A 14,892-nucleotide genomic window follows, 5' to 3' on the forward strand; every position below is an offset into this window, starting at 1 on the left:
TTGATGATTATCGAGAGACGATTATCGAGAGATTATTTTAAAGCTCATGTCGTAGAGCGTTTTTCTAGATACTTGCAATTGATAGCTGCTCAAGCTGTGATGAGTAAAGACTAAAAAGCCCGTGTTCATTAAGTTGAACACGGGCTTTTAATATTTAGCGACTAAGTTGTTTTAATTAAAGGCGTTAAGGTGTTGGTGCTGATAGCTCAACGCTAAATGAAATACCAGACTTTATCGCTTTAGGTGTTTCTGACTCAATAGATACTAGGCTGATTTTTGTTGGCTCATCAGTGCTTGTTGGGTCAATATCATTGGTTAGTACAAAACTAGTGCTGCTACCAACACGGCTATTACGGTTACGAACTTCGTAAGGATCGGCATCAAGTTCACCTTTACTCGCGGTGGTCGTTACATTTGTGCCTGCTGGCATAATTTGACCCGCGCTATCGAAGAAACGTACATTAAATATTGAGAAACCACCTGCTGGGATTGCTGCGGTAACAATCTCTTCCGCTTGGCCATCGCTATAAATAAGGGTGCCATCTTGATGGATTTCAAAATGTGCATCAGAGCCCGACATAGTCATGATCAATGCTTTACGGATATAAGTCTTATTAGCTTGGCCTTCACCACATAAGCTACCAGTGCACTGCGGGCCATTAAACTTGCCGTCAGCACCTTTATACTCAGAGCTTGAGCCGGTATTAAAATACGGCTCGCCTGCTGAATGTGAAAATGACTCATCATCATCACGGAAGGCGTCACCTAAATCGCTAAACCCTTTAGGGTGGTAGGTTTCGATATCCATACCATTACCTGTGCATGGCGTTGGAAGTCCCGTTTGTTTGTCTATGCAAGCATTTGTAATCGCGCCGCCATCTGCATCATCAAAGATATTATTACCGTTAGTATCAAAGAAGGTTTCATGGCCCAAGGCATAAGCGAGGACTGTGATGCGATGATCTGGCACACGTGGATCTGCAGAAGTCCATTCAACACTACAAGTACCGTTTATTGTGGCGCAACTTGGCTGAATTTGGCCACCTTCAGAGGTGAAGTTAATGGTAGTGTCATCAGGTGCTGGGTTACCAAAACTGTCTGATGCATACGCGGTAATTGTGGCTTTTTCGCCGTCGTGTGAATCTGCTTCAGGGTTTAACAAGCTGCTCGATAAACTAAAGCCTAGCTGCTGCGGTAAACCAGTATTAATAGTGAGCTGTTCTGACTGGGTAGTTACTGACTCGCCATTGGCCGTTGCTGTTGCTAATACGCGCACTGGTGTTGGCATAGTGCCTGAAAGTATAGTCGCGCTAACTAGGCCTGCGGAATTACTGGTGTTGCTGCTATCTGTGAGCGTAATGCCGCCTACGGTGGTATCAAGCGAGAAATCAACATCTTGCTGCGCAATAGGCTGGCCATTAGCATCAGCTACTTTAAAGGTAATTAGTGATGATTCACTTGAGCCTGTGCCGCCAGCACCTTTAATGCGGATTGAAGTTGGTTCGGCAGAGATAAAGCTCAAATTCGCTAAAGTTTGGCTTGCTAATGAGAAATCTAAAGTGGCAGAAACAGTTTGATTACCAGCAATTACCGAAGCGGTAATTTGATCATCACGCTCGCTGTTACCGCTACAACTAGTGTTTTGGAAGGTTGAGCTAGCTGTACCTGAAAGCGTAGTTACTGGTGAATCGATGCTAGCATTATTACTCAATACGCAGCTTGAGCTAAATGTCACACTGGTAGGTGTTTGTAGGCGAGTGTAACTACCATCTTCATTTTTAGTTGCGACATCAGCGGTTACACCAAATGTACCGCCAGCACTGACAGTTTTATCATCTGGTAAGGTGGTTGCAAGTTGGTTTTCTGTAAAGCTGCCATCAGTTGCAAAATGACCGATAACAATTACGCCATCGTCACTAACGGCATCTTTTGCGAGTACTTCATACAAACCAGAGCTTTGATAAGTGATACCGTCGCTTTCTAATGTGACAGAGAAGTTTGCTGCGCCAAGCTCGCTATCGCTTGCTGTGTAACTCACTTGGGCAATACCGTTGTCTTTAGTCAGAGCAGAGCTTGGATTTAGGCTGGCGTTACCCGCTGTAAAGCTTGCCATCTTACCTGCTATGCCTTGGCCTTGTTCATCTAAAAACTGTGCTTGTAGCTGTACCGTTTCTTCAGCTTTAAATTGAGTCACGACTTGAGTGCCATTAATGATTGCACTGTTGAGAGTAAATTTAGGTTCTGATGGCTCGCTGCTAGAGGTGAACTCAAAATTGCGTGTTGCAGTGGCCGTGTTGTCACCTTCGCTGAAATCTGCTGTAAGAGTGCCGGCACCTTCAGCGCCAGCGCTGTTACTAACAATGATTTCTGCTTGGCCATTATCGTTAGTTAACTTGGTGCTTACTGATAGCTCACCAAAGCTGCTGGAAAAGCTAATCAGTTTACCGCTGCGATTGCTATTATCTTGTTTTAGTTGGGCTACCGCACAAAAAGCGCCATTAGCGTCAAAACTTAATGAATTGGTTGGTTCAGCACAAGCACCATTAACAACGGTCTTGTAACTTAAAGATAGGCTGTAGGTGCCGCCGTTGTCGGTATCGCTGCTGCCATCTGATGAGCCATTACAGCCACTGATTAATGATAGGCAAAGAAAAGATAAAGGCAGAGTGGCCAGTGTGTGGGGCAGACGCATGTGCATATTCCTTGTGCTGCAAATTTGTACTGGATTCTAGGCGGGGCTTTATTGGTATAAACAAATAAAAAAGCTCCCTAAGTCAGTTAAAGACTTAAAGAGCTATTGTGTAGATATATAGCGATGATGTCTATATTTGTAACGATTAATCTTTGATCTCGTTACGTAAATACTTACTTAATTCTTTAGCTGTCTTCGACGCAGCGATATCTGCGTTTTTAGATAGCTCTTTTTTGGTTTGACGAACTAGCTGACGCAGTTTTTGGCGGTCAAACTCAGGGTGCTGCTCAACTAAGTCTTGTACTGCTGAGTCACCTTCAGCAATTAGCTGATCGCGAGTCTTGTCTGCAACATTAGTTTTAGCACTTTCGTTGCTGTTTTGGTTCAGTACGTTTTTTAATGCAACCTCAAGTTCTTCAAGGTCAACATAGCGCATTAGTTTACCAATGTACTGAATGTGGCGACGGTAGGCTTCGGTATTAATTTTGATAGTTTTAGCTTTCAAAATATTATCAAAAAGCGTTTCATCTAAATCTAGCTTTTGCACTTGGCTTTTACTAAGTGCGACTAGCTTTTTGCCGTATTCCTGATAAATAGCGATTTCGCGTTTTACGTCCGCTCTACTTTCGTAGTTATCATCTTGGTCATAGGGCTGGTGGAAGTGCTCTGAGTCACCGACAATCTTCATATCTAAAAATCTCTTACAAATTCTGTGCTAATAATAACATCTAAACTTGCTTATTTCCTTTCCTATTTTTGTCTGTAATAGCCTTTATGGCGGCTTTTAGTCGCTGGTTGGCTGATATTTTTTTGCTCAACATGGTGATTGAGCTAGTTGCGGCGGGATTATTTAATGAGATTGGCATTTGGGTTTGTTATGCTAGCGCCATTGCCGATAAATAAAGAGTAGAACTGTGTCTTCACCTAGCATTGATATTGAATTAGATTCCTTGAAAGATGCCGTTTCGATGGCGCTGGAATATGCAAAAACATTAGGTACTTCTGGTGCTGAAGTTGCGATTAGTAAGCAGCAAGGCTTGTCTGTTTCAACCCGCATGAAAGAAGTTGAAACCGTGGAGTTTAATAAAGATGGTGCCCTAGGGATTACTGTTTTTAGAGATGGCTGTAAAGGTAGCTCATCGACCTCTGATTTAAGCAAAGCTGCCATTGAGCAAGCTGTTAAAGCTGCTGATGACATTGCTCGTTTTACTTCGGCTGATCCGTTTAATGGTTTGGCTGAAAAGTCGTTAATGGCGACACAATTTCCAGACCTTGATTTATACCACCCTGAAGATATCTCACCTGAAGAGTTAACTCGCCTTGCAGTATTAGCTGAAGAAGCAGCTCTAGATACAGATAAGCGCGTACAAACATCTGACGGTGCCAGCGCTAACGCACACTCTAGCGTAAAGGTTTACGGTAACAGCCACGGCTTTTTAAATGGCTTTTGCAGTTCTCGTTATAGTTTAAGTTGTGTGGCTATTGGTGAGCACGAAGGTGGCATGCAGCGTGATTACGATTATACGGTTGCGCGCAAGTTTAGCGATATGGCTGCACCTGAGATTATTGGCCGTAAAGCGGCTGAGAAAACGGCAGGTCGTTTAGGCGGACGCAAGATTGCTACTACCCAGTTACCAGTGCTGTTTTCGCCTGAAATTGCTACAGGTTTAATGGGGCATTTAGTTGGTGCGATAAGTGGTGGCAGCTTATACCGTAAGTCGAGCTTTTTACTCGACGCGATAGATACTCAGGTTTTTCCTGACTGGTTTAGTATTCATGAAGATCCTTTGTTAGTTGGTGCGCTTGCAAGCTCTGCATACGACAGTGAAGGCGTAGCGACACAAGCACGGGATATTATCGATAATGGTCGTTTAGCGACTTACCTGTTAACGAGTTATTCTGCGCGTAAGCTTGGGCTGACGAACACTGGCCATGCTGGTGGTATTTATAACTGGACACTATCGACAACAGGACAAACCTTTGACCAGCTAGTTAAAGAGATGGGCACAGGCTTAATCGTGACCGAGGTGATGGGCCAAGGTGTGAACACAGTGACTGGCGATTACTCTCGTGGCGCTGCTGGTTTCTATGTCGAAAATGGGGTTATCTTGTATCCAGTTGAAGAGATCACCATTGCAGGTAATCTGAAGGATATGTACCAGAATATCGTTGCCGTGGCTAAAGATCGCGATCTGCGTTCATCAATCCGCACTGGCGGTATCTTGATGGACAAGATGAAGATTGCTGGTAACTAAGCTAAGCGTTATGCAGACTTGATCTGCAAATGACAACCAATGAGGCTTCCTAAGGGAAGCCTTTTTTATATCTGAAATTTGTGAGCAGGTAACCTTGAGTAAAAATAGCGACTAGCGAATCTAAAACTTAGAAGCCAGATAAAAATTTCATCAGCAAGCTTGTTTATATGAAAAAACGTATATATTATTTGCCGCATATTCACTTTTTCATACTTAGTTAATTTGTCGAGAATTGATGATGACACCTTTAACCTTTTTTAAAGCACTAGCTGATGACACCAGAATGCGCAGTTTACTGCTTATTCAAGCTGAGTCAGAACTTTGTGTTTGCGAGTTGATGGCAGCGCTTGATGAGATCCAACCAAAGGTCTCGCGTCATTTAGCCCAGCTTAGAAAGCTTGGGTTATTGGTTGACCGTCGTCAGGGACAGTGGGTTTTTTATAGTATTAATCCGCAGTTACCGAGTTGGGCAAATGAAATTTTACAGACTTTGGCTAAGGATGAAGCCGAACTTATTGGTGGGAATTTAACTAATCTGGGACAGATGGGCGATCGCCCTGAAAGAGTTAAACACTGCTGCTAACCTTTAAAGCTAACTCAAGTCGGGTTAACGAAATTTTGTGCTAATAGGCTAAATATCATGGGTATTTTTGAACGTTATTTAAGTGTTTGGGTAGGTCTGGCAATTTTAGCTGGTGTATTTTTGGGTAACTTAGCACCTGATACATTTGCCGTGGTTGCTGGGCTTGAATATGCCCATGTTAACTTTGTAATTGCGGTGCTTATTTGGGTAATGATTTATCCAATGATGGTACAAATCGATTTTTCTGCAGTGAAAGATGTGGGGAAAAGTCCGAAAGGCTTAGTACTGACATTAGTCATAAACTGGTTGATTAAGCCGTTTACTATGGCTGCACTTGGCTGGTTATTCTTTAAAGTATTCTTTGTTGATTTTGTTGACCCACAGACAGCGAGTGAATACATAGCGGGTATGATTTTACTGGGTGTTGCGCCTTGTACAGCAATGGTCTTTGTGTGGAGTCAGTTAACCAAAGGTGACCCTAACTACACACTAGTTCAAGTATCAGTAAACGATCTTATTATGGTGGTAGCGTTCGCGCCAATCACGGCACTGTTACTTGGTGTTAGTGATATCCAAGTGCCGTGGGCGACATTACTTTCATCTGTTGGCCTGTATGTTGTGTTGCCGTTAGTTGCTGGTGTTATCACCCGCTATATGCTGCAGAAAAAAGGTGACGATAGCCAGGTCAATGCATTTGTGGCTAAGTTAAAGCCATGGTCGATGATAGGCTTGCTTGCAACTGTGGTACTGCTATTTGGTTTTCAGGCTGAAACCATTATTGCCGAGCCACAAAATATTGCTCTGATTGCGATTCCGTTATTGATCCAAACTTACGGTATCTTCTTCATTGCATTTTATGCAGCAAAAAAAATGAAGTTAACCCATAAAGTTGCGGCGCCAGCATGCATGATTGCAACATCAAACTTCTTTGAGCTTGCGGTTGCAGTGGCTATTTCATTATTTGGTTTACACTCTGGTGCTGCATTAGCAACAGTGGTTGGCGTGTTAGTTGAGGTGCCGGTGATGTTGTCTTTAGTGGCAATAGCTAACCGCAGTCGCCATATGTTTGCCGAAGACGAAGCAAGCAGCTAAGTAGTTTTAATAAGACCATTGCTGCAAGTGATAAGTGTCATACTTGCAGTATTAACCCTGTAACGGGATGAATGTATTCTTAGTTATACAAACTAGATTTAAGCAATAACAGTTAACTTAAACTCAGAACAGATTAAGAGACGACTATGACAATCAAAATTGGTATCAACGGCTTCGGTAGAATGGGGCGTTTAGCATTACGCTCTGCATGGAACAACACTGATGTGGAATTTGTACAGATCAACGATCCAGCGGGTGATGCAACCACATTAGCGCATTTGCTGACATTTGACTCTGTACATGGTCGCTGGTCTGAAGAGGCAACAGCTGAAGGCACTGATATCGTAATTGGTAGTAAACGTATTACCACTACGCGTAATAAAGCGATTGCAGAAACAGATTGGTCAGCTTGTGACGTAGTGATTGAAGCATCTGGTGTGATGAAAACTAAAGCGCTGTTACAAGCGTATTTAGACCAAGGTGTAAAACGTGTAGTCGTGACGGCACCAGTGAAAGAAGAAGGTGTATTGAATATTGTGATGGGGGTTAACCATGACCTTTACGATAAAGATATTCACCCAATCGTGACCGCAGCTTCTTGTACTACAAACTGTTTAGCGCCAGTTGTTAAAGTTATTCATGAAAAAATTGGTATTAAGCATGGTTCGATGACCACTATTCACGACATTACTAATACCCAAACCATTTTGGATGCACCGCATAAAGATCTGCGCCGTGCTCGTGCATGTGGCTTGAGCTTAATCCCGACAACAACCGGTAGCGCAACGGCAATCACTCATATTTTCCCAGAGCTCAAGGGCAAGCTTAATGGCCACGCAGTGCGTATTCCACTAGCAAACGCTTCTATCACAGACTGTGTGTTTGAAGTTGAGCGTGAAACGACTGAGGCAGAGGTTAACCAGTTACTGCAACAAGCAGCTGCTGGCGAACTTAAAGATATTTTAGGCTATGAAGAGCGCCCATTAGTATCGGTTGATTATAAAACGGATCCACGTTCAAGCATTATCGATGCGCCTTCAACCATGGTGGTTAATGGCACTCAAGTTAAGCTTTACGTGTGGTACGACAATGAGTGGGGCTACGCTAACCGTACAGCGGAGTTGGCAATTATGGTCGGTAAAATGGATCAACAGGCTTAACTCTAAGGGTTTAGGAAGAGCAGGACGCTTCGCTTATAGATCCTAGGACCTAGGGCCTAGGAAAAGCTAAATTGGAATCGTGTCTGCTCTTTGGCTGTTTCTTTTCCCTTGCATCCTCATTCCTTTTTAGGTGGTTTGATCGTGCTAACAAAACTTCATTCATTACCGGATAGCATTAAGCAGTAGTTAATTGTTACTGGAGCCCCTATTTGAGTGGGCATTACGCTCGTTATTTCATATAGAGAATAAGCTGTGTTAACAAAACTTCGTTCATTACCAGATAGCATTAAGCAGTACTTAATCGTGACCGGTAACTACTGGGCATTTACCCTTACCGATGGCGCATTGCGCATGTTGGTGGTGCTGCATTTCTATGACTTAGGTTATACACCGTTAGCGATTGCTATGCTGTTTCTGTTTTACGAAATCTTTGGTGTTATTACTAACCTTGTTGGTGGCTGGCTAGGCGCGAGGCTGGGGCTTAATCGCACCATGAATATTGGCCTTGGTCTGCAAATTGTAGCGCTCTCTATGCTGTTGCTGCCAAGTGCAATGCTTACAGTACCTTGGGTGATGGCAGCGCAGGCGATGTCAGGGATCGCCAAAGATCTTAATAAGATGAGTGCTAAGAGTGCCATTAAAACATTGGTACCTAAAGGCGCGGAAGATAAGCTCTATCGTTGGGTTGCTATGCTTACCGGCTCTAAGAATGCATTGAAAGGTGCTGGTTTCTTCTTAGGCGGGGTATTGCTATCTACAGCAGGCTTCAAAGGCGCGATTGCGATTATGGCTGCGGCACTGCTATTAGTGTGGATCTATAGCATTGTGAGCCTCAAAGCGGATTTAGGTAAAGCTAAATCTAAACCTAAGTTTACTCAGATATTTTCCAAAAGTGACAGTGTAAATATTCTGTCGGCGGCGCGATTATTCCTATTTTCTGCTCGCGATGTATGGTTTGTTATTGCTTTACCTGTTTTCTTGGCCAGCCAGCTTGGTTGGGAGCATAGCAGCGTAGGTACTTTTCTAGCCGCTTGGGTCATTGCCTATGGCATGGTGCAATCTTTCGCACCAGCATTAACCGCCAGAAAAGGTGCACCAGACGGTAAGGCTGCCACAATTTGGGCTGGTATGCTGACATTAGTGACCAGCATACTTGCAGTCGTCATGTTTACTGGTTGGATTGCACCACAAGTTGCGCTAATTGTCGGGCTTATGGTGTTCGGTGCGGTGTTTGCGATTAACTCGTCATTACATAGCTATTTAATCGTTAGTTATGCGGGCGAAGATGGTGTATCGCTTGATATCGGTTTTTACTACATGGCTAACGCGATGGGACGTTTATTAGGCACCATATTGTCAGGCTGGGTTTATCAAGAAGCGGGCTTGTCGGCTTGCTTGATGATTTCTGCAGCCATGTTGCTTACAACATTTATTATCTCCTTCAAACTGCCTCGCGCTTCTACGCACTAGCTGCTTCACTGGTCTTATTGGTAGCACTTATCGTTGTCATAGCGTTGCTAAGCGCTATGACAACTTTTCAACTTACTGCACTAGTTTATTTTCTAGCCTTTCCAATCGTTAACAATTCGTTGTAATCTGTTTGCTAAGTTGGAGTTTTTTATCATCTTTGATAGCTAACTCGCTTTATTAGGACCTTTTGATCTTGCTATGCCAATGAAAGATCAAAAAGCCCTAAATACATGATCATAAATATAAGTATAAATATAAATAATAACGATAATTTCTCTGTATCGACGAGGTTTGAATGGAAGCTATTACGAATTTAGTAAGCATGATCAATTCCGTAGTCTGGGGGACTCCAATGCTGGTGATGATCTTGGGAGTGGGGTTATTCCTTACTGTCGGATTACGCCTAATGCCTATTTTAAAACTAGGCACTGGCTTCAAGCTGTTGTGGTCAGGTCGAATTCCAGATAAAGACAAAAATATGAAGGGCGAAATTAGCCCTTTTAATGCCTTAATGACATCACTGTCGGCTACTATTGGTACCGGTAATATTGCCGGTGTCGCAACCGCTATTTTTATCGGTGGACCTGGTGCACTATTTTGGATGTGGTGCACGGCGCTGGTGGGGATGGCGACTAAATTTGCAGAGGCGGTGCTTGCGGTAAAATACCGTGAAGTCGACGACAACGGTAACCACGTTGGCGGCCCAATGTACTACATCAAAAACGGCTTGGGCTCTAAGTGGGCGTGGCTAGGTACAGCTTTTGCGCTATTTGGTTCGTTAGCTGGTTTTGGTATTGGTAATACAGTGCAGGCGAACTCAGTTGCTGATGCATTAGGCAGTAACTTTGGCGTACCAAACTGGGTAACTGGTGTGGTGCTAATGGTACTTGTTGGTGCAGTGCTAATGGGCGGCATTAAGCGCATAGCCGACGTGGCGGGCAAGCTTGTCCCTATGATGACGGTTTTCTATCTTGCTGCGGGTGTGGCCGTACTTATTGTCTACGCTGCGGAGATCCCGGCGGCAATTGAGCTTATTTTACATAGTGCATTTAACCCTGTTGCTGCGCAAGGTGGTTTTGCTGGAGCCGCGGTGTGGGCGGCAATTCGCTTTGGTGTGGCGCGCGGTGTGTTCTCTAATGAAGCGGGTCTTGGTAGTGCGCCTATTGCTCATGCTGCTGCACAAACTAATAACCCTGTGGCACAAGGCTTAGTGGCAATGCTAGGTACGTTTATCGATACCTTAATTGTTTGTAGCATTACAGGTTTAGCCATTATTGTTTCAGGGGCTTGGACTTCAGGTGAAAATGGCGCAGCGCTAACTTCATTTGCGTTCTCGCATGCATTCCCGATGGGCAATTATGTGGTGGCAATCGCGCTGACTATTTTTGCATTCACAACAATTCTTGGTTGGAGTTTTTACTGCGAAAAGTGTGTGCAGTTCTTATTTGGTGTCAAAGCCATTAAGCCGTTTAGAATTATCTGGACGCTAGTTGTGCCGCTAGGTGCAGTTAGCTCGCTGGAGTTTATTTGGCTTTTGGCGGACACGCTCAATGCGATGATGGCTATTCCTAACCTAATTGCATTGGCATTATTAAGCCCTGTGGTGTTTGCGCTTACGCGAGAATATTTCTTGAAGAAGCGTGAAACCGATGCGGCAACGCAAAAAAGTTAAATAGTGATAAAACTAAAAAAGCTCCTGCATATTATGTCAGGAGCTTTTTTTATATATCTGAGTCAGTCGATGCTGCTCAAATATTGTTTAGCACGTACTTTGGGTTATGCCCAAAAATCATCTTCACTTAAATCGCGCTTCAATTGCGCTTGTTCAAGGTAGTCTTCAAGACGTTTTTTAACGGCTTTCTTACGGGCTAACTCGTCAGCACTTTGCTGATCTTTAGGCGTTGTGTACGCCTCCATTTCTGCGTCGTTGGGCACCAACTCAAAAGTCTGAGCCATCACGAATTCCTCTTAGCTAGGTATCCATGTTCCGAAGCGCTTACTTAGCGTTAAAAGGAAATACTTTGATACCATCGGTTAATAACTAAACAATGTGTGCACTCTTTGGCTTACTTAATTAAACCCATCAGTGAGTGCTTAATTTGGAATTTAGCAGGAAGTGATTTAAAAATATGCGATCCATGTAACAAAATTACATTTATCGTTCATTTTTTATTAATCTGGATGTTTTTTAGTGATTTAGTGAAACTTAATAACTAACACGGCAAATTTTATAACTGGCCATTTATACTTAAAAGTAGCATAAATGGCCTTATTTACAGGACCTTATAGAGTAAAGCTGTAGCTATAACCGAGTAAAAACTTGGCATCATCGTTTTTAAGATCTGTATCACTGACAGTAAAAGATACAGTACCGAGGTCGGTATCTTTACTCAGCGCTAGTGAGTAATCAGAATAACTGTCGGTATTGTACCAAGCGGTGGTCACATCGCCTGTTGAATAGCCATAATGGGCACCAATAGAGAGAGTATCTGACAGTGGATAACTAAAATTGGCTTGAGCATAACCCATATCGCTATTATCAAGGGGCTCACTAGCGACATCATCGCCTGCATGGACAACATGAGAGTAGCTTACGCTGAGCCATTTCCAACTTAGTGCAGCAGTTACCTCAGAGAAATCAATACTGCCGTCAGCATCAGGGTAGGCGTAATACAGATAGTTAATATCGTAGCCAAAGTCGTCAGTAAAGTTACCTGTAAAACCGGCGTAGAAGTCTACCTCGTAACTGGTGTCATCGCCAAAATCGACATTTGACGCCCAAGTGCCCGCATAAAAGCCGGATTCATGGCTGTAATCAATGCCGCCTTGCACAGCTACAGCGTCATCAGTTTGGGTTACACCACGCCATAAGTAGTTTGAAGTTGCACCAATGTTGGCTTCAACGGCTGCATCAGCCGATGTTGCGATTAGTGAGCTTAAAAGTACTGCACCAGTATTGATTAGTAGCTTGTTCATAGTATTCCCCTTTGGTGAAACATTATTGTTTTTGAAGGTCAGAAGTTATTTAGCAAGCTCTAAGCCAGAATAAACATCTAATTAAAACAGTTGTTTATATGTTTTAAGGAATAATGGTTGTTCAATAATGATACAAATTAGGGCGGGGAGCACCGAGATGGGGCAGACAGGCATAAAAAAACCTCCGAAGGGGAGGTTTAGTTATTAACTGCGGAAACAGTGATTTAGTTAACGCTATCTTTAAGCGTTTTACCTGCTTTGAACTTAGGTACTGTAGCCGCAGGGATCTGGATTTCTTTACCAGTCTGTGGGTTACGACCTGTACGAGCTGCGCGTTGAGTTGTTTCAAAAGAACCAAAACCAACGATAGAGATCTTGTCTCCATTCTTCATTGCTTCTGCAACAGTTTCTTCAAAAGATTTTAATGCACGCGCGGCTTCAGCTTTAGTTAGTTCTGCAGATTCAGCCATTTTTGCAACAAGTTCAGTCTTATTCATTTGAATAGTCTCTTCTTTCCGTAGATTTAATTGTTAGTAGCGTTATGTAACATGCCATAAGCTTTTGCATTTGAAAAGTGCTTTAGCCTTATGACATGGGCATTAAAGTCAAAAATAGGGGCAAATTCTCAATTTTTACTCTTCCAATAGCTGATATAAGATCTGTTTCACAACATTGGGCTCAAAAGGCTTGTCACACAGGGCGTTAACGCCAGCTTGTGAAACATTGCTTAAATGGGTCTCATTGGCTTCAGAAGACACCATTAAAATCGGTATATGTGATTGCTGGCTATCGTTACGAATAAACTGGGTAAGCGCGAGGCCATCTACGCTAGGCATGTTGTAGTCGGTGATCACTAGGTCAAACATTTGTTGCTGCATCAGCTCAATTGCTTGTTGGCCATCTTCGGCTTCGGTGATCATTCTCAGGCCTAAATTGGTGATGGTTCGCTTAATAATGTTACGTGCCATCTTGCTGTCATCGACCACTAACACCCGTAAGTCTTGTACATCAAAGTGGGTTAGATCTAATTCATCATTGCTAAGCAAGTCTATGGTGGCGTTAATTGCTTTGCCTAAATGCTCTGCACTAAATGGTTTAGGCAAAATAGCAACCACGCCCGATTGTCTGAATTGCTCTAATTGCTCACGGCGACACTCACTAGAAACCAACATAAATTGAATATCACTAAAGTGAGCTGATGATTTTATTTGCTGTAAAAGCTCTAGCGCCGTGCCATCGGCATAGTGCATGGCACTTGCAACTAAATCTGGTTGATGGCGATTGATGATCTGCATGGCTTCAGCAAGATTAGTTGCGGTTTGGATTAACTTCACACCTTCTTGCTCTAAACGCTGACAAATGATTTTTCTCTGCGTATCTGAAGGCTCTACAAGCAAGATAGAAAGTTCGCTGGGCTGTAAATGGCTCATAAGTGTCATTACCGTTTTTATTTATTTTATTATGGCGCTGAGCTATGCGTAAAACAGCGCATAGCTGAGTAGCGACCTTGGTTTAACTGTTGTTGCCTGAGGCGAGATAAAGGCGTGTCTTGTTGCTAAAGGCTACCCAAAACTGAAAGCTCATTACCACTATGGCGAGAACGACTAGACCGCTAATAGGAATGTTTTGGCCTTGATAGACAACTTTTACATCTTCAGGAGTAATTTGATAAGCAATCACTGCGGCAGTCGCTAAAGCGAGCAAAGCGACGGTTTGAATTGCAAGATAGATTTTAAATACTACTCCAGCCCAAAATTGGCGGGTATATAAGCCGTATAGTACAGGCAAAACACCTAAAGTTAGCAGATCAAAAGTTTGCATCGTAAAAGTGCGCCATAGCGCCGCGACGGCTAAAATAGCGTAGATAAGCATCAAAAAGGCTAACAGTGGATGTGGTTTGGTCATTATCTGCTTAAGGCCATCATATTGAATAAATGTGCATTGAAGTGTAAAAAAATCTCATAGGTACGTCTATACCCGTATGATTTACGTTATAACGTGATGGATGTTGTTATACCAATCAATCTGAGTAATGCGCTAGAATAGCGGCAATTAAACCGTATGATTAGAGAATCCGATGACTGAATCTGAGTTTTGGGCGTTAGTAACCCGAACATCACCACAACAAGATCAAACAGAGCTAGCTGAAGCCTTAAAGCAAAAGCTGAGCCCGTTAAGCAATGATGAGTTGCGAGATTTTGACAAGATATTTGGTCAGCAGATGCGTCGAACCTATTCTTGGTCAGTGTGGGGCGCTGCATATATTATTACAGGCTGCGATTCTGAATATGCATTTGCAGAATTTCGTTGTTTCTTAATCTCTCTAGGTCAGGAATGGTACGACAAAGTTGTTGAGTCAGCTGATGAGCTGGGCAAGCTTGAGTTGTGGCCTGAAAAAGACGGTTATGCTTACCCATTTCTCGATGAATATGATCTTATTGCGGGTCAGCTTTATGAAGAGCGTAGCGATGATGAACTTCCTTATGTGCCGTCTGGGCAGGCAACACCTGCAGGCAAAAAGTTCTCGCATAAGAAAAAGCAGCTAAAGGCGACTTATCCGCTGTTGAGCGCAGCATTTCCTTTTTAATTGTCATCCTGATTACAGTTAGATAAAGAAAACAAAACGAGGCATTTGCCTCGTTTTTTGTTACTCAATTTGCTTAC

14 protein-coding genes are annotated in these 14,892 nt (G+C 43.1%); 7 read left to right on the forward strand and 7 right to left on the reverse strand.

The features are described 5' to 3' along the window. Positions 1–184 precede the first annotated feature (184 nt). Both L2740_RS12355 and yjgA read right to left on the reverse strand, forming a co-directional pair. Complete coding sequence (locus L2740_RS12355; RefSeq protein WP_248950498.1) at positions 185–2,692, reverse strand: Ig-like domain-containing protein; 2,508 nt, start codon at positions 2,690–2,692, stop codon at positions 185–187. Between the two features lie 145 nt (positions 2,693–2,837). After that, a complete protein-coding gene (gene yjgA, locus L2740_RS12360) occupies positions 2,838–3,380 on the reverse strand; it encodes a ribosome biogenesis factor YjgA (protein WP_248471119.1) in 543 nt (180 codons plus the stop codon). 226 nt (positions 3,381–3,606) lie between these two features. On the opposite strand from yjgA, the gene pmbA reads away from it, so the two are divergent. The 6 genes from pmbA (at position 3,607) to L2740_RS12390 (ending at position 10,924) form a co-directional block, all read left to right on the forward strand. Continuing rightward, positions 3,607–4,947 carry a metalloprotease PmbA gene (gene pmbA, locus L2740_RS12365; RefSeq protein WP_248950499.1) on the forward strand — a complete coding sequence of 447 codons (1,341 nt, stop codon included), beginning with the start codon at positions 3,607–3,609 and terminating at the stop codon, positions 4,945–4,947. Between the two features lie 238 nt (positions 4,948–5,185). Further along, positions 5,186–5,530, forward strand: a complete 345-nt coding sequence (locus tag L2740_RS12370) for a metalloregulator ArsR/SmtB family transcription factor (protein ID WP_248471198.1) — start codon at positions 5,186–5,188, stop codon at positions 5,528–5,530. A gap of 57 nt (positions 5,531–5,587) precedes the next feature. Further along, positions 5,588–6,622, forward strand: coding sequence for an ACR3 family arsenite efflux transporter (gene arsB / locus L2740_RS12375; protein WP_248950500.1), 1,035 nt, complete (start codon positions 5,588–5,590; stop codon positions 6,620–6,622). 146 nt (positions 6,623–6,768) lie between these two features. Continuing rightward, the gene (locus tag L2740_RS12380) at positions 6,769–7,782 is read left to right on the forward strand and encodes an ArsJ-associated glyceraldehyde-3-phosphate dehydrogenase (RefSeq protein ID WP_248950501.1); all 1,014 of its coding nucleotides are present in this window, start codon (positions 6,769–6,771) and stop codon (positions 7,780–7,782) included. Positions 7,783–8,034: 252 nt separating this feature from the next. Further along, a complete protein-coding gene (gene arsJ, locus L2740_RS12385) occupies positions 8,035–9,252 on the forward strand; it encodes an organoarsenical effux MFS transporter ArsJ (protein ID WP_248950502.1) in 1,218 nt (405 codons plus the stop codon). A 295-nt stretch (positions 9,253–9,547) separates the two neighbouring features. Then, entirely contained in the window at positions 9,548–10,924 is a 1,377-nt protein-coding gene (locus L2740_RS12390; RefSeq protein WP_248950503.1) for an alanine/glycine:cation symporter family protein, read from the forward strand. 104 nt (positions 10,925–11,028) lie between these two features. Here the strand turns inward: L2740_RS12390 and L2740_RS12395 are convergent, their stop codons facing one another. From L2740_RS12395 to L2740_RS12415, 5 genes are all read right to left on the reverse strand, one after another. After that, on the reverse strand, positions 11,029–11,208 hold the full coding sequence (locus L2740_RS12395; RefSeq protein ID WP_248471125.1) for a PA3496 family putative envelope integrity protein: 180 nt from the start codon (positions 11,206–11,208) through the stop codon (positions 11,029–11,031). Positions 11,209–11,535: 327 nt separating this feature from the next. Then, positions 11,536–12,228, reverse strand: a complete 693-nt coding sequence (locus L2740_RS12400; protein ID WP_248950504.1) for a TorF family putative porin — start codon at positions 12,226–12,228, stop codon at positions 11,536–11,538. A gap of 224 nt (positions 12,229–12,452) precedes the next feature. Beyond that, the gene (locus tag L2740_RS12405) at positions 12,453–12,725 is read right to left on the reverse strand and encodes an HU family DNA-binding protein (protein WP_012156924.1); all 273 of its coding nucleotides are present in this window, start codon (positions 12,723–12,725) and stop codon (positions 12,453–12,455) included. A 135-nt stretch (positions 12,726–12,860) separates the two neighbouring features. Next, positions 12,861–13,658, reverse strand: coding sequence for a response regulator (locus L2740_RS12410; RefSeq protein WP_248950505.1), 798 nt, complete (start codon positions 13,656–13,658; stop codon positions 12,861–12,863). 82 nt (positions 13,659–13,740) lie between these two features. Next, positions 13,741–14,133 (reverse strand): hypothetical protein, encoded by a 393-nt coding sequence (locus L2740_RS12415; RefSeq protein ID WP_248950506.1) that lies wholly within the window; start codon positions 14,131–14,133, stop codon positions 13,741–13,743. A 172-nt stretch (positions 14,134–14,305) separates the two neighbouring features. Here L2740_RS12415 and L2740_RS12420 point away from each other — a divergent pair, with 172 nt between their 5' ends. Further along, complete coding sequence (locus L2740_RS12420) at positions 14,306–14,815, forward strand: DUF4240 domain-containing protein (RefSeq protein ID WP_248471129.1); 510 nt, start codon at positions 14,306–14,308, stop codon at positions 14,813–14,815. Positions 14,816–14,892 lie beyond the last annotated feature (77 nt).

It is taken from the genome of Shewanella pneumatophori (assembly GCF_023283895.1).
GTDB lineage: Bacteria > Pseudomonadota > Gammaproteobacteria > Enterobacterales > Shewanellaceae > Shewanella > Shewanella pneumatophori.

Excerpts from the sequence above, each read along its gene's own strand:
- L2740_RS12355 (WP_248950498.1), bottom strand. The coding sequence starts at position 2,692 with ATGCGTCTGCCCCACACACTGGCCACTCTGCCTTTATCTTTTCTTTGC.
- yjgA (WP_248471119.1), bottom strand. The coding sequence starts at position 3,380 with ATGAAGATTGTCGGTGACTCAGAGCACTTCCACCAGCCCTATGACCAA.
- L2740_RS12370 (WP_248471198.1), top strand. The coding sequence starts at position 5,186 with ATGACACCTTTAACCTTTTTTAAAGCACTAGCTGATGACACCAGAATG.
- arsB (WP_248950500.1), top strand. The coding sequence starts at position 5,588 with ATGGGTATTTTTGAACGTTATTTAAGTGTTTGGGTAGGTCTGGCAATT.
- L2740_RS12380 (WP_248950501.1), top strand. The coding sequence starts at position 6,769 with ATGACAATCAAAATTGGTATCAACGGCTTCGGTAGAATGGGGCGTTTA.
- L2740_RS12390 (WP_248950503.1), top strand. The coding sequence starts at position 9,548 with ATGGAAGCTATTACGAATTTAGTAAGCATGATCAATTCCGTAGTCTGG.
- L2740_RS12395 (WP_248471125.1), bottom strand. The coding sequence starts at position 11,208 with ATGGCTCAGACTTTTGAGTTGGTGCCCAACGACGCAGAAATGGAGGCG.
- L2740_RS12400 (WP_248950504.1), bottom strand. The coding sequence starts at position 12,228 with ATGAACAAGCTACTAATCAATACTGGTGCAGTACTTTTAAGCTCACTA.
- L2740_RS12405 (WP_012156924.1), bottom strand. The coding sequence starts at position 12,725 with ATGAATAAGACTGAACTTGTTGCAAAAATGGCTGAATCTGCAGAACTA.
- L2740_RS12410 (WP_248950505.1), bottom strand. The coding sequence starts at position 13,658 with ATGAGCCATTTACAGCCCAGCGAACTTTCTATCTTGCTTGTAGAGCCT.
- L2740_RS12415 (WP_248950506.1), bottom strand. The coding sequence starts at position 14,133 with ATGACCAAACCACATCCACTGTTAGCCTTTTTGATGCTTATCTACGCT.
- L2740_RS12420 (WP_248471129.1), top strand. The coding sequence starts at position 14,306 with ATGACTGAATCTGAGTTTTGGGCGTTAGTAACCCGAACATCACCACAA.